The organism is Aporhodopirellula rubra, from assembly GCF_014192335.1.
In the GTDB taxonomy this organism is placed as follows: Bacteria; Planctomycetota; Planctomycetia; order Pirellulales; family Pirellulaceae; genus Rhodopirellula; species Rhodopirellula rubra.
Map to the genome: position 1 here is coordinate 217,944 of NZ_JACHXU010000001.1, position 18,853 is coordinate 236,796.

The window sequence follows — 18,853 nt, forward strand, 5'->3', positions numbered from 1 at the left end:
GCGAAGGCTGGCGTTCGACAATAGAAAGGGCGTTGATGTTTGGGGCCGCGATTATCTCTAACGCGCCTGTCCACGTTCGCGATTACTGAGTGAGGTATTTCGCGAGAGTTGCGCCGAAGAGTGTGGCGGAATTGTCGTCTTCGCCCGTGAGAATTTTGCCGTCGATCATGACATCATCGGCAGACGTTCGCGGGTTGCCGATCGATCGAGCGGGAGACAGTTGTGCTCCATTCGTCTGTGCATTCCATCGTGAAAGTGGTTGGTCACGACGACCGTTGTAGGTGCCCGAAGGGCTTTGCCGCGGAGATGCAACGACACGTTTTCCCTGCAGAAGACTGCGCCCGTTGACCCGTGCCCAAGCCAGTACCGATACGCCGTGGCACAACGCGCCGACATACTTATCCTGCTCAATGAAGTCACTGAGCAGGCGGTTGACGGCAGCTTTCGTTTGCGGGTCACCATTGTAGACGCGATTCGAGTAGGAACCTTGGAAGGCGTATTGGTACATCGAGGATCCCCAACCGCCGGAGAACATGATCGCGTCGTAGTCGGATGCGTCCGCATCAGCGATCGCAAGATCCGGCATGACGTTGCCACTGCCCTGTTGCCCTGAATTACCGTGTGGACGACAGGTGGTCTTGCGTCCTGCGGCCACGTCGACGGTGATTCCGGCACGTTCGAGTTCCCGGCGAGGTTCAATGTACTCGCGATAGAAGAAGTCTTGGTTTGCGATAACGAGCAGGACTCGTTTTTGGGTTGAACTCGGCCGACGCGTTGCTGGGATGGCCGGCGACGGTTGGTCGGGGGACGACGGGGGACGTGAACCCGGTGTCGATGAGGTGCTTGCATCGGGCGATGTTTCACTGGATGCTATTTCACTGGGCGATGTTTCACTGGGCGATGTTTCACCGGGCGTCATTTCACGGGGGGACGTCATCGCGGTTCGTGATGATGCAGCGGTTTGATCGGATGAACCAAGTGGTGTCGAGAGTGACCGGCCGCCATTGATCGTGCGGACTTCAATTTGGTGGAACGTTGTGTCAGACGCGTATGCCCCCACCCCCAGGGATTTCGAATCGGGAATTTCCCACACTCTCGGTACCGTGAGTCGCTTCCCTGCGAGTGTAATTTCGGCGATTACGTTGCCGTCGAGCAGACCACGCACTCGGTCGTGACGCACTTCTACGAGAGCCGTGTAGGTCCGGCCGTTCACCAATGCTTGGTTGTCTCTGCGAGTTGAGTTTTGTTGAATGGTTTCCCCGTTGATGCTTTGGATGCCGGCCATGTGTTGGCCCCACGCGTCGACCTCGAAGCAGGCTTGTCCGTGGTCGGTCACGAAGAACAATGCGATGGAATGAACGCCTGAGTTGCGAGTGAATTTGACGCGAAAGTCATACTCCCATTTGGGGTGGAATGGCAGCGACAGTATCGCGGCACCGGCGGCGGTGGTGGAAATGGCAGTATCTGATTTTTGCCACCTTCCTGACACGGTGTTCTGGTTGACGTCGACGCGTTCAATGAGATCGTTCCACGAATCGGATTGTTGTGCAAAACAGGGGGCGGGAAAGCCCACAAGTAAGATGGCGACAAGGAATGCGTTTGCCGTTTGCATGAGGATCACTTTAGGGCGGCGACGTGGGGAAAAGATCGCGAGTCACGGGGGACGTTGGCAACAAGCGAGCCGGTGAGGTCCAGTATTCGAGACAACTCATCTTAATGGCTACGTGCGTCGAGTGCGCCGTTTTTGGGTGTGATCTGGTACCCTTCGGCTGGCGTGGCTCGATTTCAAATGCCCCGGTGCATCGACGGCATCCGTCAGCGATGCGGTCCTTACCGCGTTCCCCACTCGCGGATTTTGGGGAGATTCCAGTACAGAAACCAGTTGTAGAATCGTCTCGGCAAGATGCGTCGTAATAGTGAAAAGAGTAACGCGTCGATGCCTCCGTACACTCGCAGTGGAGGCGATCGATGGCGGATGACTTTGATAACCTTGGCGGCAACTGATTCGGGAGTCGCGGGGGCTCGGTGCATCGCTCTTTCGATGAACCGCTCCATGTGATGGTAGTGTTCGTGGTACGGGTTGGCGGGGTCTGCCGAAGCTTCGGCGCTCTTGATGGTGTAGGGAACTTTCTCGAACGCATCTGAACGCATGAATCCAGGTTGGATCAACGTGACGGAGACGTTCCATGGTTTCAGTTCGTAGAAGAGTGCTTCACTGGCACCTTCGAGAGCAAATTTGGATGCTGAGTATACGGACATGGTGGGCATCGCCATCATGCCACCGACCGAAGAGATGTTGATGATTTTTCCCGATCGCCGTGCTCGCATGCCGGGCAAAACGCAACGTGCTAGTTCCAGTGGCGATCGGAAATTGATGTTCATTTGATGCAACCGTTCCGGTTCGGTCACGTGTTCAACGCAGGATCGATACGCCACACCAGCGTTGTTGATTAGGATGTCGACTCCGCCTAACTTTGATTCGATTTCATCGACGACGGCGTGTCGTTGTTGCGAATCCGTGACATCGAGAGGGCGAATCCAGAGCCCATCACGCTCCACGATGTCATTGCTTCGAAACCGACCCAGCGATTTGGGGCGTGCTGTTAGAACAAGGTGCAGCTTCGCATGCCGTTGTTCATGGATCAGAAGACGGGCGATGGCAAGCCCCAGGCCGACGGAAGCCCCGGTAACAAGAACCACCTGATGCCGATTACTTTTTCGATTCATAGACGATGTACATCAGGCCGCGTTCATCGTCACAGGAGGCATTGGATTCAGCGGGGCAGCAAATTCGAGATGCGGTTGTGGTCGCTTGTCGTCGAGACGTCGCAACAACTCACTGTTCCGAGTAGACCGACCGTGAAATCATTCTCGGTGTCACGGTGCTCGAGTGTGAAACGCATCCCACCCCGAGGTAGCAAGTCGGTTTCTTCAGCCGTAAGCCGTAGACGCCAAATGCCACCGAGTTTGAATTCGCATCGGTGTGGATCGGTAATCTCCAAAACTACGAGTTGGTCGACGAACTGGCTGTAGATGCGGAACCGAGGTTCGTGCCCAACCCAATTGACCGACGTTCGATTGGTGTCCATCAATTGGAAGGAAACATCCAGCGGTTTTCCGGGATGAACGCGAAACCACGAAAGACGCGACCGGCTCTTTCCCGGCAATCGTTTGGCGCGAATGGTCATCAGATTGGATCGATTGAGGATGTTCGAATGGCTAGCGACTGTGCTCAAAATCTAAGCAACGCAGCTTTCTCCCATAAAGAACGCAAAGTGTGTACCACGAAATGGATGCTTGATTTCGAATTTCAACGGCCTCGATAAAAACTGAAGATTTTGATCGAGAAAAAATTTCGAGCGAGATTTTGATAGCGTGAGCGTTCTCGGTGATGCGGTTTTCTTATGCAGAGTGCACGTCCCCTATGCACTACCTCCACACGGAGGAGTGCATTGAGAATTTCGAACGGAGGCTGAGCGTTTGAAGCTCCGACGGGCCGATCCGGGACCCGTACGCGGTGGTGAGAACGCCTTGCAAAATCGTTCGCTGAAATTCATTTCCAGATGATGGGAACGAATACGGTCATCTCGCTTTCACCCCGATTGCTCCATGCGAAGTAGGGGATGAATTGAGCACGTTCGGTTTTCCATTGTGGTTTGCCGATCGGGTGATACATGTGTTGTTTGGGGATGTTGCGGACTGCGATATCGCCGGTGATTGTGGTGACGCCGCCGAGGAAGTCTGGTTGGAACTGCGGAGTCCATTGCGAGTCGGACGGAAGGTATACATCCAGGATGCTTGTCTCGTTGGGAAGGTCTGGGGACTCGAGGCAGTAAACAACGGGACCACGTGCCACGGCGACTTGGTTTCGCACCTCTTCGATACGAGGGTGACCTTCGATGAGTTGGACGTTCATCGGCATGTCGAGTTCGATCACGTCGCCGGGGGTCCATGTGCGACGGATCGTTGCATAGCTGCCCGCACGTGCGTTGATATTAAAGGACTCCGCGTTAAGCCGGATTTCGGTGCCGGCAGCCCATTCGGGAATGCGCAAACGAATTTCGAATGGTTCGTTTTTACATGACTCGACGGTGATTTTGACGCTTCCCTCCCACGGATAATTTGTTTTCTGGCTGAGTCGAATTGGAGAGCCGTCTCGCATGTGGGTTGACAGCTTGTTGCCGCCGTAAAGGTTCACCGCGATGCCGGTGTCCGAAAGGCTGTAGGCCCAAGAGGAAGACTTTGCGATCGTGCGGACTAGGTTCGGTGGGCAGCAGAAGCATTTGAGATAGGGAAGACGTTTGGGCGATTCGGTGTTCATCTTCGCATAGTTTCGCGAGCCGTTGATCATGCGAAGCGGATTGGAATAGAAGTAATGTTTTCCATCGACGCTGATGCCCGATAAAGCACTGTTGAACAAGACGCGTTCCATCACATCGGCGTACTTGGAGTCACCTTTGATGCCCAGCATCCGATAGCTGAACATCGAGTTGCAAATGTTCGCGCAGGTTTCGTTATAGGCGGTCATGTTGGGCATCATGTATTCATCCAGGAAGCCTTCTGAAATTTTGTCGTGACGGCTTGAAACGCCGTAATGTGTTTGGCCGAGGGCACCTGTCACGTACATCTTTTTGTCGACTACGTTTTCCCATAGTCGATCGAGTGCATCGATTAGTGCTTTTTCGCCGGTCTCGGCGTAGACATCTGCTGCGCCGGCATAGAAGTACAACGCGAGTACGGCATGTCCGACGGCTTCCGTTTCATTACGCAGTGGAACGCGTTCCTGAACCATGTCGCCAAATGATTCTCCCGTAACGTTCGGTTCGTCGCCGCTGCGTTGGTTGCCACGATTATTGATGAAGATTTCAGCGAGTTCGAGATAACGTTTGTCTCTCGTGGTGCGGTAGAGTTCCGTCAAACCCATGATTTGAGTTTGATTGAAACCGAACCTCGACAGTTGTTTGGGGCGCGGTTGGAACAAACGATAGAGGAGGTCTGCGTTTTTGATTGCGATGTTGAGGAAGTTAGTTTTCCCTGTAATGCGGTGGTGGACGCATGCGGCAGTGTAGAGGTGGCCGCAGTTGTACATCTCGTGAAAACGACGGTTTGAGAAGTGGGGTATCCCTTCGATTTGGGTTGCCGTGTGTAGATACCCGTCGTTCTCTTGGGCTCGGCCGATGATGTCGATCATTTTATCGATATCATCCAGGCGATTTTCGTCATGATTGACGGCATCGAGATACACGCACGCTTCGATCCACTTGTAGAAGTCGCCGTCGTGCCAAGAAAAGCCTTGGTGTTTGCCTTCCATCATTCCGGCAGCGATTTTGAAATTGTTCAGGGCGTGGCCGACATCGCCTTTAAGGATGTCGCCCATATGCGGCACCATCACTGACTCGCACAATTTGAACTTCTCGGCCCAGAAACCGTCTGTCCATTGACAGTCGCCGATGTTGATTGCGTGGAGTTGGATATGGGGACTCTTCGAAGAGTCGATGATTGCCTTGTCTTGGGCGAACGTGTGGCTCGCTACCGACAGGCCGATAAGTGTCGTGATTAACCGGACCATGTTTGCCGCGTCGTCGTGGGGAGTTTGGAGCGTATGACCGACGGTGAACCGATCCCGCTAGTGCCAGTGTTTTAATATCATAATGCAATTATGTTTCTTCCCAAAACAAGCAGGGTTGCACCGTGGGCGATCTCAGTGAGCGAATGGAGAGACGGCGGTTGACCGCGAAACTATGTAAATCCTTAATAGCAAAGCGTTAACGCTTTCGAGAGGATGTCGCTCGTTGCCGAGATCGCTCGTAGGAGTGACCGAGGAAAGCGTCAATATGCCGCTTGGCCGATTGGGGCGAAAACATCGATTTATGCGAAGCGATAAGAAGGTCGGGTCGCGTTTTGGGACGAATCGTTCAATGCAACGGGGCAGAGGCTCTCGCTGGTCGTGCGATAGCGGAGGCAGGTTTACGCGGCTTGCGGGATTTGCCGGCCTTGGAGCTGATAAACGTATCGCAGGACTTCGGCGACGGCTTGGTACTGATCGGCGGGGATCTCCTGGCCGACGTCGACATTTTTATAGAGAAACTGTGCGAGTGGTTTCCGTTCGACGACTGGGATCCCATTTTCAAGCGCGACGCGGCGAATTTTTTGTGCGATCATCCCCGCCCCTTTGGCGACTACTACGGGGGCAGGCATTGTTTTCGGATCGTACTTGATCGCGATGGCGAGTTCGGTGGGATTGCTGACAACGACGTCGGCATTAGGGACATCGTTGCTAGCTCGGTTCATCGCCAATTGACGGGCAACTTGTCGGCGACGCGCGGCGACTTGAGGATCGCCTTCAGTGTCTTTCATTTCGTCACGCAGTTCTTGGTCGGTCATCATCATGTCTTGTTCGTTTTTCCATTTCTGGAAAGCCCATTCCAAGAGGGCGAGCACGAACAGGCCAGATCCGATCCACAAACAAACTCCCAAGAGAGTGTGAAACATGGTCGACGCGATTTCGGGTACCGACATCACTGCCATCGCGATGACGCTGTCTTTATGAGCACGCAGTGCGTAGTAGGCGACCGTGCCGATCAGTCCAACCTTGACCATGCCGAACATTAATCGCATCAGCCCGCGGACGGACAAGATGCGTTTCGCACCGGATAGAGGGCTGATGTTGCTGAGTTTGGGCATCAACTTTTCAGGAGACAAAATCAGGCCTGCCTGCGTGACGTTGATTGCAATCGCGCCAGCAAACATCAGCAGCAAAATAGGAGCGGTCGCAATGGCGAGCCTTCCGCTCAGACGCAACATCTCGCTGGTGGCTTCCTGGGGCGTGTAGGCGATCAGTCGGGAATTCGAAAGTGCCGACTCGATGCCTCCCGCCATGATTGCCGCAGTCTTTCCGCCGACGACATACATCGCACCGAGAGCGGCAAGCAACAGGGTCGCTGATGTGAGGTCTTGGCTTTTGGCAACCTGGCCTTTTTCACGGGCCTGTCTGCGTTTCCGCTCGGTTGCAAAGTGTTTTTTGTCTCCATCGGACATGCTTAATCGCCTCTCGTCCAGATCAAGGAAAGACGCTCGACATTCGCGGCGAGGTCATCTTGAAAGATCCACGCGACCGATCCGATGGTCAATGATGTGACCACGAGCAATGCCAACGCGTTGACGCTGAGTCCGATCGCGAGCACATTGATTTGTGGCATGGTGCGACTGATCAATCCGGTGACCAAATTGCTCAAGAGGAGTGCCGCGACAACGGGGGCTGAGACACGCACGCCCGACGCGAGTGCTCCGCTCATGCAATCGATCACCGCTTGCATCATGGAATCGTGAAAGACGACGTTTCCGGGGGGAACGTGATCGAAACTTTCGACCAGTAGCCCGAGCACGACGCGGTGTCCTCCGCTCAGTAACATGACCGCGGTGACGAGCATGCCGACCATCCGTGCCATAGCAGGCATGCTGCTTTGGGTGGTGGGGTCAACGGAGTCGCCTAATTGCATGCCGCCGGTGCTGGTGATGGCTTCGCCGGCGAGCTGGATTCCCGTGATCACGATTTGAACTGTTGCGCCAATCAGCATGCCAACCAACGCTTCTCGAGCGATGGCGATCGCGAGGCTCGCTAGGTGGTCGATTTCGGGCAGGTTTTGCAGCGAGGGTCGATCCGCGAGCGTCGGTAGCAGAAGCGCCGTCATGATCAACGCCAGCAAGGCTTTGACTCGCCGAGGCACGCCCACACCAATGGCAGGCATCGCCATCAGCAGCATTCCCAGTCTTGTTAAGACGAGAACGCCGACGACGAGGTGTTCCATAAGCCAGTCGACCAATGGCTGCATGTCACAGGCCGCCCGCGTTTTCAAAAACTGAACGAGTGAATTCCAACATCCGTGTCATCAGCCAAGGCATGCAAGCGATCAACACCGCCGCCATGGCGAGAATTTTGGGGACGAAGGACACCGTCTGGTCTTGGATCTGTGTGAGTGCTTGAATTAAACCGATCGCAAGCCCCGCAGCCATGCCGACCAACAGCATGGGCGTCGCCAGGATCACCGCAACAATCAGCGCTTCGCGGATGAGATCGACAGCGGAGGATGGTTCGAGCATCTGAATGATTAAGGCAAAAGAAAGATGGGGGAGAAACGCTTTGCGGCAACATGAGCCTGCTAGATCGTTCCGAAACTATTCATCAGCATCTCGACAACGAGCCGCCATCCGTCGACGAGGACGAATAACAGCAATTTGAACGGTAGCGAAATAACGGCAGGCGGTAACATCAGCATGCCCATCGAAATCGTGACACTGGCGACAACCAAATCGACGATCAGGAATGGCAGATAGATTTGGAATCCCATCAAGAACGCGGTCTTTAGTTCACTGAGGATGAACGCGGGGAGGAGCACACGCATCGGTACTTCAGAGAACGTGCTCGGCAAGGGGGCGTCGGCATCCATGTAGCTGTAGAACAGGTGCACGTCGTCGTGGTTGCCCGCGACATCGATTTGCCGTGACATGAATTCGCGAACCGGAATCGACCCTGCCTCATAGGCTTCTTCGAGGGACATCTCGACTTCGGGATTGGTGTACGGTTCGATCGCATCGTCGTAAACGCGCGTCCAAACGGGAGTCATCACGAACAGGGTCATGAACAACGCGACGCTCGTCATCACTTGGCTCGGTGGCAGCGATTGCAGTCCGATTGCTTGCCGGAGGAGTCCGAGCACGATGATGATCCGCACATAGCAGGTCGTCATCAGCAGGATCGCTGGGGCGAGCGAGAGGACCGTGAGCAGCAGCATGATCTGCAGGCTGCCGGACATGCCCTCGGGGCTGGTCCAGTTGTCAGGGCCGCCGTTGAGAAAGTCGAGCGGTTCTCGGTCCGATTTGGGAGTCTCAAGTGGTTCGAGTCGATCGCCCGCACCGACACGAATCGGTTGCCGAGCGTCAGCGGAAACTTCACCCGTCGAATCGGTTTCCGCTTCTTGCCCCTGAACGGTCGTGGTCGCCATCGACATCACCAGTAGCGCAAAGCACATGCCGATGAGTCGCCAGGATGGCGCGCGTACCGGCAGGCAGCGAACGTGATCGAAGTGGGCAAGGGTGAGCACGAAGCGGTTACCGTCGAGAGGGACGTTTAGGTCGGGTTTACCTCTCGGACTTTAGGGAAAATTCATCTTTTACCGAAAGATGTTTTCTACCTCGTGTTTAACGCGTTTTTTGGGATCCCCGCGGTTCAGGGATGATGCCGTCGGGTGATTTCGGTCAATGTTTCGTGCAATCGCGTGTTGGTGGCGACGATGCTCGAGCTTCCGATCGGCAATTCGCTCCCCCGGGCGTCGGTGATCTGGCCGCCCGCTTCGGTGACGAACAACGAACCCGCCGCAAAATCCCACGGAGACAAGTTGTACTCGAAGAACCCTTCCAATTTGCCGCATCCGACCATGCAGAGATCCAACGAAGCGGTCCCGAACCTGCGAATGCCGTGTATATGATGTGAAAAGCACTCTTCGATCGCCGACAATGTTGCTTTCATCATCGCACCCCGGTCGTAGTAAAAACCGCAGCCGATCATGGCTTGGCCGAGAGCATCCGTGTCGCTGACGTGAACTCGCTGTCCGTTACGAAACGCTCCTTCGCCGCGGACCGCGGTGAAGAGGTCGTCGTGGACCGGATTGTAGATCGCACCCGCCTTTGCTCGGCCGTTCTCGTAGTAGCCGATCGACACGGCGAAATGCTCGATTCGGTGGGCGAAATTGTTGGTGCCGTCGAGTGGATCAATGATCCACAGGTGTTCAGAATCAACGTTGCCTCCTTGCAGCGATTCTTCGCCGAGCAGTTCGTGCGTTGGGTAGGCGTCTCGGATGAGGGCGGCGATGGTTTGTTCGCTTTCTTCATCGGCGTCACTGACGAGGTCATAAGATTTTCCTCCGTCGCCGGCTTTGTTTCGCATCGTGACTCCCTCGTCGAAATAGCGACGCAGGATCTGGCCTCCTGCGCGGGATGCGGCGATGGCGGTTTCGAGAATCTGTTGCACATTTGCCATTAGAATGACCGTAGCCTGCGGAAACGAAAGGGTGATATTGCGAGGAATTCCTCCGATTCAGCGGTGATTGAAGCGAGCGGCGTTTTGTGTTTCACTTTCCGCCCTAACCAACCGTTCCCATTTGATGACGTAAAGAGAACAAGAATGATCGGATCAATGATCGCCGATTCGGCGCGAATGAGTGTCGGGTATGCCGAGCGTTTGCTCAAGGACGTCAGTGCGTCACAATTTGCGCGTTTTGCAGAGGTGGACGGAAAACTGATCGAGTCCAATCATCCTGCGTTTATTTTGGGCCACCTGAGTCTGTACCCGAGTCGTGTTGTTTCAGAACTGGGAGCCGATGCGTCGTCGATTATGCCTTCAAGTAAATTCGAGGCACTTTTTGCCCCATCGGCGACCTGTTTGGATGACCCCGAGGGCAAACTGTATCCGGCGATGGACGAGATCACCGATAAGTTTTTCGCCGCTCATCAAGTCGCGATTGATGTGTTGATGTCATGTGAGGATCAGGCGTTTGCCGCTGCAAATACGAACGAACGCTTGAAGGCCAAGTTTGCTACGATAGGGTCGGCTCATGCGTTTTATCTCGGCGGTCACGCCATGTTGCACATGGGTCAGTTCAGTGCTTGGCGTCGAGCAATGGGTATCGGTGCGGCTTAATGCTGCGTCGCAGTTAAGAGATTAGGGTTCAGGCAGTTGCAGATTTCGTTACGACATTTTGTAATGATTGGGGCCCGCCACAACTTTTGACGAGGTCCGTTGCCCTAGAATTCAGCTGTGACGAAGCACTCATCTGAGAATGTGTGTGAACGGCGAAGTCTCGTTGACTAAGACGATGTGTTCACGGATTTGATTGGCTGCGTTGAGAGCGATTGTTCTCTCGGCGAGTCGGGAGGTGATCTGCCATTGTCTTTTAGGAGGCAACCGTGGTGCAATGTTTCTTGGCTCTTGAGTTACCGACGGCCTATCAACTGACACTTGGGGGAGTCTTCCTCGGCGGCGTCCTAGTTGTCGTGTTGATCGCGGTATTGGCGAAGTGGGGATCGTATTGGTTTCAAGCATTCATGTCGGGCGCCGACGTGAGCATGAAAAGCTTGATCATGATGAGCTTTCTTCGTATCGACCATCGGTTGATTGTCACGGCGAAGGTGATGGCGGCTCAGGCCGGTCTATCGATCGATCGTCAGACCGGGATGAGTACGAAGCGGTTGCAGGCGCACTTTCTCGCCGGTGGCGATGTGATGAATGTCGTTCAGGCACAAATTGCCGCTCACCGAGCGGGAATCGATCTCGATTTTGATCGTGCTGCAGCGATCGATTTGGCGGGACGCGATGTTCTGCTGGCGGTGCAAACGAGCGTTTCGCCGAAAGTTATTCACTGTCCCTCCGGAAAGAATGGGCAGGCGACGCTGAGTGCGGTCGCGAGAAACGGTGTCGAGTTACGCGTCGGTGCACGCGTGACCGTGCGTACCAACCTGGACCAATTGATCGGTGGTGCCACCGAAGAAACCATCATCGCGCGGGTGGGGCAAGGGATCATCACGGCCATCGGATCAGCCGAATCGCACATGGACGTGCTGGAGATGCCGTCCAAGATTTCCAAGGGGGCGATTTCGGGAGGGTTGGACGCCAACACGGCGTTCGCGATCGTGTCGATTGATATTTACGACATCGATGTCGGTGAAAACATCGGGGCCCGATTGCAAATCGATCAAGCGGACGCGGACATGAGAATCGCCCGTGCCCAGGCCGAAGGGCGGCGAGCTGAGGCGGCCGCTTTAGAGCAGCAAATGAAGGCTTTGGTGACTGAAAATCGGGCCGCGTTTGTGTCGGCTCAGGCGGAAGTCCCGGCTAGTCTTGCGGAGGCTCTTCGCAAAGGAAACATCGGGCGAACTACGCCAAGACGGGCTCAGCGAAACAGCTCATCATGAACGATTTGATTTGTTCGCCGTCGTAACGATCTGCGGGGAGGCCTGGTTCATACCGGTGCTCGCGAAGCACATCGGGGTCGATTTCCGCACCCGCGCGGAGTGCCATGAATTCCAACGGGAACGCGAGCGAAGTGGTTTGTTCGTCGATCCGAACATTGATGTCGTAGTGCCGCCTGTCTCGTTGGATTCGTGCAAACCGCGTTTGCACAGCGATCGGTAATCCTTCGAGCATCTGGATGAAGTAACCATCCATGAAGAGCAACGCTCCCGTGATGCCCAACGTGTTGTTGTGGCTATGGGCGGTATGGATGATGTCATACACGTTGCGAAGGCTGATTTGGTTGGTCGCCCGGCTCGTATAGAGGATTCTTTGGTACATGTCTCAACCTGTCTGCTGTTGAAGTCTTTCAGCTGTGGTCACGAAGGGGCGATACCGCCTTCGCGTTACATCCGACTCGTTACATCCGTGGCGAGATTCGTTCCCTTTCCTCGTTTGGATTTGCTCGGTTCGGCCCGAATCGTTTGAACGCGGCAAAGGGGATGGTGCCCGGTAGCATCCAAAACTCAAGTCTGGACAGTGAGATATCCAGGGTGGTGGCGTCACGGTGGGCGACGCGTTCAATTTCAAGAATAGGTTTTCCTGACGGGGGGCGTCGCTCATCGGAAGGCGACGCTGCCGTTTTTGGTCCGGTACTGAAGCGAAGCTTGCTCGGACCGGAATAATTCCGATATTCGGAATCGCGTGGGAATCGTTCGGGTTCATTCACGCTGGGGCGATGCCAAACGAAAATCGCCGTCTGAGACGAATCTCAAACGGCGATTTTGCGAGTGATTGCGAACAATCGAGAGAGTCAGGTTAGCGGTCGCGATTACAGGTTGCTGAGCAATTCGTCGATCGCGGCTTGATAGGCAGGGTAGTCCGTGGTGATGTCCGTGATGTCATCAACATCTTCGAAGACAAAATCGTTCAAACCACCGAAGACCTCAACCGTCACGTCCGATCCGTTGTCGGCGAGGGCGAAACGTTCTTTGCGAACGACGGCGGATTCGACGTTCAGGTCTTCGTCCACGACGACCAACAATGCTTCGTCACGGCCTTCATTGACCAGCAATTCGACGTACTTGGCGTCACCGAAGTCACGTCCCACCAGAACGGTGTTTTGGATGAGAACGTTTTCGGATGTCTCGGTGAAGAAGAACGTGGACATTTCACCTGGGGTGATCGAGTCCGGCAGGTTCTCGGTGCCCGGTCGTGTGGAAACGACGTTGCGTCCGGTGTTGATGTACGTTCCCAAGCTTTCGATGGTGAAGTCACCTTGGACAGCCGTATCGCCAACGAGTCCACCGCTCTCAGGCACGAACACTGGGATAACGCCATTGGCTCCTGGGCCGCTCACTTGCATGCCTGGTGGCAGAGTGTAGACGATTTCGTAGTTGCCTGGAGCGACGTTGTCGAACATGTATCGACCGCTGGTGTCAGTCACCGCGGTGAATCCGGACCCACCGGCACCGCCGACTGGATTCAATCGGACACGTACGCCCGCGAGTGTTGTCTCACCGGCTTCGTAGGCTCCACTGCGTTGCGGAGCTGCACCCGTTGAGATCACATCGCCAATGTTTGTGATCGAATCCAGGTACAACTGACCCGTGATTTCCGATGGAATGAAATTCTTGACCGTGATCGAAACCGTCGCGGTGTCGGTTCCCCCGTTGCCGTCATCGACGGTGTAGGTGAACGAATCCGGGCCGGAGTAGTCGGTGTTCGGCGTGTAGGTGATGACGTTGTTGCTGATCGTCACGGAACCATTGGATGGGCCGTCACCTGATTCAACTGTCACGGTGATCGTGTCACTTTCGCCGCCTGGATTAGGCGTGTCATTGCTGAGAACTGCGATTTCTTTCGCGATGTTCTTGATCACGTCAACGGAATCATTCACTGCGATCGGTGCGTCATTGGTTGCACTGACGTTGATGGTGATCGTTGCCGTATCGCTGCCCAAGGCGTTCGTCGCGGTGTAGGTCAGCGACGTTTGTCCGAAGAAATCAGCGTTCGGGTCGTAGGTCAAGATTCCGTTAGCAAGCGATGCTGAACCCTCGGCAGGCTGCGTGATCGTGAACGTCACATTGCCTGCTTGTGCGTTGACCAGTGGAGCCAAATCCAGCGTGACATTGTCGCCGTCTTCAATGGCGTTGAGTGTGTCACCACTCGCCACGGGAGCGAGGACCACATCGTTGACGCTGATATTGATTGTTCGTGTGGTCGATGTTGCTGAACTCGGGTCACTTACACGGACTTGGATCGAGTCGGTTGCGAGTTGATCCACGTTCGGTGTGTAGCGAACTACTCCGCCATTGACCGTGGCGGTGCCGGTGGAGCCGTTGGTCACGATTTCAACCGTCAGTGTGTCGCCGTCGACGTCGTTGGCTGCCGCGAGGACATTGATATCCACGAACGAGTTTTCTTGAACGGTTTGATCAGCGATCGCATTCAAGGTTGGAGCGTCGTTGACCGGGGTGACGCGAACGTTGATCGTGCCGGTATCGAATCCACTGCCACCGGTGACACGGTAGACGATCGTTCCGTCGCCGTTTGCGTTGAGAACTGGATCGAGGGTCAACACGCCGGCCGCCGAAATCGTGGCGGTGCCGAGGTTGCTGGCTTGACTGTCGATGCTGAATGTTGCGTTGGTCTGGTCAACGCCTTCCAAAACGACGAAGTTGCTCTTCAGGTCGATCGTGATGTTCGCCCCGTCTTCATCAACGGTCGTTGCTGCGGAGAGCGGCACGTCGTTGGCGATCGGTGGGCTGAGAACATCGTTGACGTTGATGTTGATGACGCCACTGTTGGAAACGGCCCCATCGGCATCAGTCACGTTGTACGTGAAGCTGAATCCGCCGTCGGCAAACGTTCCCGTTGACTCGACCACAATTTGATTATTGACAACCGAAACGTTGCCCAACGCAATCGTTTGGTTCGGTACGTTAACGATCAGGTTGCCGGTTGCGGTTTCAACATCTGAAGGAGCGGTTTGCGAGCCTGGCGAGAGGACGTTGAACGTCATCGTGGCACCTTCGTTGATGCTGAAATCCAAGTCAGGTGCGACAGGAGCGTCATTAACTGAAGTGATTGTTACGGTGATCACACCGTCATCGCCGCCCTCTGAGTTACTGGCGTTGTAGGTGATCTCAGCTGTACCGAAGAAATTCTGAGCCGGAGTGAAGAGAATTTGATTGCCATCAACGCGGGCAGTTCCTGAACCCGAGGTCACGGTCGCACTATTAAGTGTAAATCCGGTGCCAGTGTTGACGGTGATTAGCCCGGCGTCACCGCCTCCGAGGTCGGCCAGGAGTACCTCGCTGGTCGTCGCTCCCCCGACACTGCTGTTGTCTTCGTTAATCGTTAACGACTTGTCGCCAGCCGATACGCCGACTTGATTGTTAACGACGCTGACGGTGACCGTTGCGGTAGAAGAGAATTCACCGTCACTGATGTTGTAGGTGAAGGTGTCGTTGCCCGAGGTCACGCCGAGAGTTGGTGTGTAGCGAATTTGATCGTTGACAATTTCGATCGATCCCTTCGTCGGCGCGGTGCTGCCCGCAGTGATTGTCAGTTCGCTGAGTGGCTCACTGTTGTTTCCGCCGGCGTCATCATTGGCGAGAACAGAAATCAAGATGTTGCTACCGACGTCTACCGAGAAGCCCGAATCATCATTTGCGATTGGGGCATCATTAACAGGAGCGATGTTAACGGTGACGGTTGCCGTTGCTGTGCCGTCAGTTGTCGTCGTGGCGGTAAAGGTAACGAGGTCTGTACCGAATGCGTTTGCATTGGGCGTGTAGGTGAAGACGCCGGTACTGCTGATGGAGGCAACGCCGAGGTTGGTCGTTGATGCGGTGACGGCGTACGTCGGTGTTTCACCAGACGAGGCATTCACTGTCAATTGAACGGTTTCACCGTCCGCGTCATCTTCTTGAACTGGCAGCGTGGCGTTGGAAGCGGTGATGCCGGTTTGAGCGCCGATGACGTTGAGTTGGAATTCCGATCGTTCGTCCAAGCGAACTCGTTCGGGGGCAACGCCTTCTTTCCCGTTGTCCGTACCGTAGATGAGTACGCCTTCAAATCCTTCACGCGGTTCGACTTGATCGAGTTTGACGCCCACGTCGGTTGCTGCGCTAACAGCCCGGACAGGGATACTGAAGGCATCGTAAGCGATGTCAGACGAGAAACCGTCAATGAGTTGAGTGAGGTTGCCGACGGGGCCGAGTGTTCCCACTTCGTCAAAAATGTCGTTGCCGTTGACGTTCAAGTCGAACGAGCCGATGTTGCGATCTTGACCGTAGATCAGTGGGCCAAGGCCATCGTTATTGCTGGTGTCAACAGGCACGTTTTGGCCAGCGTTCCGCATGAAGGTTTCGTAGCGGGAGACCAGCGTGTTGGGGTTGAAGACGCCGTTGACCATCACGTTTTCTTCGATCGTGGTGACGGTTTGTTCGACACCGTTGATGATCAAGCGTGTTTCGAGTCGCGGGACGTCGACGTTGGCAAGTTCGAGTCCGCTGTAGTCGATTCGTGCGAAGTAAGGACTGGTGGTCGACGTTGTGCTGAACGTGACGTCCATTTGATCGGCGGTGATGTTCAGTTCGCCGGGATCGTTGCTCAGTTCGATGATCGCATCGCGAATGTAATCGGCGGTGTCGTCGTCGCTTGCACCCAAGAACTCACTGAGCGTACCCGATACGACTTCAGATGGGTTGTCCGCAAAGTAGAACTCGATCGTGCTGTTGGGAGTTGAGCCCTGCGAGACAATCGAACGATCGAAATTGAATCCTTGGATTTCACCGACCGCTGGTACGAGCACGTTGGACTGGTCGATGATGATGTCCGTCACCGCTTGGAAGACACCAAAGGCGGCACCACGACCGCGAGCGTCTTGGACGGCAACTTCCAATTTGAAGATATCACCGACATCGACGGTGTACTCGTTACCCGTCGCACCGTTGTCGGTGGTGTAGGTGTCGGTTTGAGTGATCAGGCTGTCATCGAGATTTCGTGGGGTCAGTTCAAACCGGACATCGAAATCTTCTGCACCCTCACCACCGTTGAGTTGGTTGATCACTTGCAGTGCGTCGAGCGCCGACACCAAGTGGTCAGCGTTGACGTCAACGAAACCGGCGTACTCCACGCCTGCACCGGTGGGTTCGCCTTCAGGCGATTCGTTCATGTAGTTGATGACGCGGAGGGCATCGAGTGCCGTCACAAAACCGTCATTGTTAACGTCGAACTTATTCCAGTAGTTGTGGGCGATGGAATAGTCGTCAACGTCCGTGTAGCTCGGTGTCTCTGCCGTTTCGATACCGAGATCAGCCGCGAGAAGCTGCCGCTGTTCGAGTGTTTCGCTGAGCAATCGACGCTTCTTAGAAAGCGGGCCACGCGACCGGACTTCGCTGGTTTGGCGTGACTTCGTCGGATTCACGCGGCGAAGGAGGTGACGCAGATTCTTCATCTGTTTTCTCGGCAATTCGGTGTGATGGGCTTGGTCGATGAGGGGATTTTCGGAGACTCGTACCAGGGTGGCAGCGTGTTCGTCGCCGACGAAGCGTTCTGTCAGGGGTGGGGAAAAGACGCTCCGCTCGCCGTGCCTACGGTTGGTGCGGATAGCGTAATCCAAAATCTTATCGCTGGTGCGAAAATCTGAATAGCACCGCTATCTTACCTAGAGCCCCAGCGTTATCAACGTTTCACGGGAGGCTACGACCAGAAAGATGGCAGCAGTGCCGGTTAGACGGAATATTCCGCCGCAAAGTTCCAGAAAAGCTCAAGGAATCTATTCGAATAACCGAAGAAATCGCGGCTTATCACCGGCCATGCGCTGCCCGATATGGGGGCATTCCTGCAGGTTCGGGCGTCCGAATGGACGTGGTGAGCACGGTGGCCTCGTGAGGCAGCACCCGTTGAGATGATCGCGTTACGAAACGAAGGCGTTTTCGACTTTTCGCGTTAGATTAAGAAATTCCTCGATCGATTTCAGTCGATTGTCGACGCTCGGTTCGATCATCTTCATGATCACCCGCGCCAAACGAGGGTCAACTCGATCGCATCGTTCCAGCAAATCGGTCGGTTTTGAGGTGTCGTGCTGCAGCGCGGCCCGTCCGGTGACGACTTCACCCTGCCAGGGATGGCTGAACGTTAACAAACAGTAAAACGTGATGCCCAATGAAAACACATCGACGCGGCTGTCGGTGTTGCGCCGGCGGACGATCTCAGGGGACATGTACAAAGGAGTACCGGTGCGGTTGCCCGGTGCCATGAACGGCGGTGTTGCGGGAACCGTCAATCCAAAGTCGATCAGTTTGACCCCAGAGACAACCTTCTGGTTTTCCGTTGGTAGGGTGCAGATGAAGTTGCGCGGGCATACGTCACGGTGGATGAATCCGGAGCGGTGAACATACGCGAGAGCTTCGGCCATTTCTCGCATCAGCACTAATTGCATGCCGTCGATGAGTTCGAGGCGTTTGCGGACGATGATGTCCTGCATGCTGGGGCCGCGGATGTATTCCATCACAATGATCCGCTCGCCCTTGCTCGTCACACCGTGTTCGTAGGTTTTGACGATCAGGTCATGCTGCATTTGGAGGGCGATTTCACCTTCCATCGGCTTATTGAGCCCTTTGAACCGGGCTTCGAAGAGCTCGAACTTTTCGGGGTCAAGGATTTTGACGCCGACATCTTCTTTGCGTTCGAGGTCGTAGGCGACGAAGAAGTTGCTCATCGTTCCCGTTGCCGCGGTACGAGAGCGGGCGAAACGGGCATCGACGTCAATTTTCTTTAACGTCGGGCCGCCCCCGGAGAACATTCCACGAAGAGAATCGAGAAAGCTCACGCTGG

Annotated in this window: 15 protein-coding genes; 3 read left to right on the top strand and 12 right to left on the bottom strand. The window is 55.1% G+C overall.

Annotated elements, in window-relative coordinates; genetic code table 11:
* Positions 1-82: 82 nt before the first annotated feature.
* From FHS27_RS00685 to FHS27_RS00725, 9 genes are all read right to left on the bottom strand, one after another.
* Positions 83-1,612, bottom strand: a complete 1,530-nt coding sequence (locus FHS27_RS00685; RefSeq protein ID WP_221224786.1) for a DJ-1/PfpI family protein — start codon at positions 1,610-1,612, stop codon at positions 83-85.
* 218 nt (positions 1,613-1,830) lie between these two features.
* On the bottom strand, positions 1,831-2,727 hold the full coding sequence (locus FHS27_RS00690) for an SDR family oxidoreductase (RefSeq protein ID WP_184300363.1): 897 nt from the start codon (positions 2,725-2,727) through the stop codon (positions 1,831-1,833).
* A gap of 47 nt (positions 2,728-2,774) precedes the next feature.
* Entirely contained in the window at positions 2,775-3,188 is a 414-nt protein-coding gene (locus tag FHS27_RS00695) for a hypothetical protein (protein ID WP_184300366.1), read from the bottom strand.
* A gap of 365 nt (positions 3,189-3,553) precedes the next feature.
* Entirely contained in the window at positions 3,554-5,569 is a 2,016-nt protein-coding gene (locus FHS27_RS00700; RefSeq protein ID WP_184300369.1) for a glycoside hydrolase family 127 protein, read from the bottom strand.
* Positions 5,570-5,967: 398 nt separating this feature from the next.
* Positions 5,968-7,038, bottom strand: a complete 1,071-nt coding sequence (locus FHS27_RS00705; RefSeq protein ID WP_184300372.1) for an EscU/YscU/HrcU family type III secretion system export apparatus switch protein — start codon at positions 7,036-7,038, stop codon at positions 5,968-5,970.
* A gap of 2 nt (positions 7,039-7,040) precedes the next feature.
* Positions 7,041-7,832 (bottom strand): flagellar biosynthetic protein FliR, encoded by a 792-nt coding sequence (locus tag FHS27_RS00710; RefSeq protein ID WP_184300375.1) that lies wholly within the window; start codon positions 7,830-7,832, stop codon positions 7,041-7,043.
* Between the two features lies 1 nt (position 7,833).
* Positions 7,834-8,100, bottom strand: coding sequence for a flagellar biosynthesis protein FliQ (fliQ, locus tag FHS27_RS00715; protein ID WP_009096555.1), 267 nt, complete (start codon positions 8,098-8,100; stop codon positions 7,834-7,836).
* A 59-nt stretch (positions 8,101-8,159) separates the two neighbouring features.
* Positions 8,160-9,029 (bottom strand): flagellar type III secretion system pore protein FliP, encoded by an 870-nt coding sequence (fliP, locus tag FHS27_RS00720; protein WP_184301147.1) that lies wholly within the window; start codon positions 9,027-9,029, stop codon positions 8,160-8,162.
* Between the two features lie 197 nt (positions 9,030-9,226).
* The gene (locus FHS27_RS00725; protein ID WP_184300378.1) at positions 9,227-10,036 is read right to left on the bottom strand and encodes an inositol monophosphatase family protein; all 810 of its coding nucleotides are present in this window, start codon (positions 10,034-10,036) and stop codon (positions 9,227-9,229) included.
* 144 nt (positions 10,037-10,180) lie between these two features.
* Between FHS27_RS00725 and FHS27_RS00730 the strand changes: the two genes are divergently transcribed.
* Together FHS27_RS00730 and floA are read left to right on the top strand one after the other, a co-directional pair.
* The gene (locus FHS27_RS00730; RefSeq protein WP_184300381.1) at positions 10,181-10,696 is read left to right on the top strand and encodes a DinB family protein; all 516 of its coding nucleotides are present in this window, start codon (positions 10,181-10,183) and stop codon (positions 10,694-10,696) included.
* Between the two features lie 269 nt (positions 10,697-10,965).
* Positions 10,966-11,967, top strand: a complete 1,002-nt coding sequence (gene floA, locus FHS27_RS00735; protein WP_184300382.1) for a flotillin-like protein FloA — start codon at positions 10,966-10,968, stop codon at positions 11,965-11,967.
* On the opposite strand, the gene FHS27_RS00740 is transcribed toward floA, so the two are convergent.
* Together FHS27_RS00740 and FHS27_RS00745 are read right to left on the bottom strand one after the other, a co-directional pair.
* Positions 11,930-12,346: a BLUF domain-containing protein gene (locus tag FHS27_RS00740; protein ID WP_184300389.1), complete on the bottom strand. Its 417-nt coding sequence runs from the start codon at positions 12,344-12,346 to the stop codon at positions 11,930-11,932. The genes floA and FHS27_RS00740 overlap by 38 nt on opposite strands.
* A gap of 490 nt (positions 12,347-12,836) precedes the next feature.
* Positions 12,837-17,471: an Ig-like domain-containing protein gene (locus tag FHS27_RS00745; protein WP_184300392.1), complete on the bottom strand. Its 4,635-nt coding sequence runs from the start codon at positions 17,469-17,471 to the stop codon at positions 12,837-12,839.
* Here FHS27_RS00745 and FHS27_RS00750 point away from each other — a divergent pair.
* Positions 17,454-17,663, top strand: a complete 210-nt coding sequence (locus FHS27_RS00750) for a hypothetical protein (RefSeq protein ID WP_184300396.1) — start codon at positions 17,454-17,456, stop codon at positions 17,661-17,663. The two genes, FHS27_RS00745 and FHS27_RS00750, sit on opposite strands and share 18 nt — an antisense overlap.
* A 270-nt stretch (positions 17,664-17,933) precedes the next feature.
* Here the strand turns inward: FHS27_RS00750 and FHS27_RS00755 are convergent, their stop codons facing one another.
* Positions 17,934-18,848, bottom strand: a complete 915-nt coding sequence (locus FHS27_RS00755) for a serine/threonine protein kinase (protein ID WP_184300399.1) — start codon at positions 18,846-18,848, stop codon at positions 17,934-17,936.
* Positions 18,849-18,853: the final 5 nt, after the last annotated feature.

Bases quoted from the DNA above. Each gene is read 5' to 3' on its own strand.
- FHS27_RS00730 (WP_184300381.1), top strand. From the start codon at position 10,181: ATGATCGGATCAATGATCGCCGATTCGGCGCGAATGAGTGTCGGGTAT.
- FHS27_RS00690 (WP_184300363.1), bottom strand. From the start codon at position 2,727: ATGAATCGAAAAAGTAATCGGCATCAGGTGGTTCTTGTTACCGGGGCT.
- FHS27_RS00685 (WP_221224786.1), bottom strand. From the start codon at position 1,612: ATGCAAACGGCAAACGCATTCCTTGTCGCCATCTTACTTGTGGGCTTT.
- FHS27_RS00695 (WP_184300366.1), bottom strand. From the start codon at position 3,188: ATGACCATTCGCGCCAAACGATTGCCGGGAAAGAGCCGGTCGCGTCTT.
- fliQ (WP_009096555.1), bottom strand. From the start codon at position 8,100: ATGCTCGAACCATCCTCCGCTGTCGATCTCATCCGCGAAGCGCTGATT.
- FHS27_RS00725 (WP_184300378.1), bottom strand. From the start codon at position 10,036: ATGGCAAATGTGCAACAGATTCTCGAAACCGCCATCGCCGCATCCCGC.
- FHS27_RS00745 (WP_184300392.1), bottom strand. From the start codon at position 17,471: ATGAAGAATCTGCGTCACCTCCTTCGCCGCGTGAATCCGACGAAGTCA.
- FHS27_RS00700 (WP_184300369.1), bottom strand. From the start codon at position 5,569: ATGGTCCGGTTAATCACGACACTTATCGGCCTGTCGGTAGCGAGCCAC.
- FHS27_RS00705 (WP_184300372.1), bottom strand. From the start codon at position 7,038: ATGTCCGATGGAGACAAAAAACACTTTGCAACCGAGCGGAAACGCAGA.
- FHS27_RS00740 (WP_184300389.1), bottom strand. From the start codon at position 12,346: ATGTACCAAAGAATCCTCTATACGAGCCGGGCGACCAACCAAATCAGC.
- FHS27_RS00710 (WP_184300375.1), bottom strand. From the start codon at position 7,832: ATGCAGCCATTGGTCGACTGGCTTATGGAACACCTCGTCGTCGGCGTT.
- fliP (WP_184301147.1), bottom strand. From the start codon at position 9,029: ATGTGCTTTGCGCTACTGGTGATGTCGATGGCGACCACGACCGTTCAG.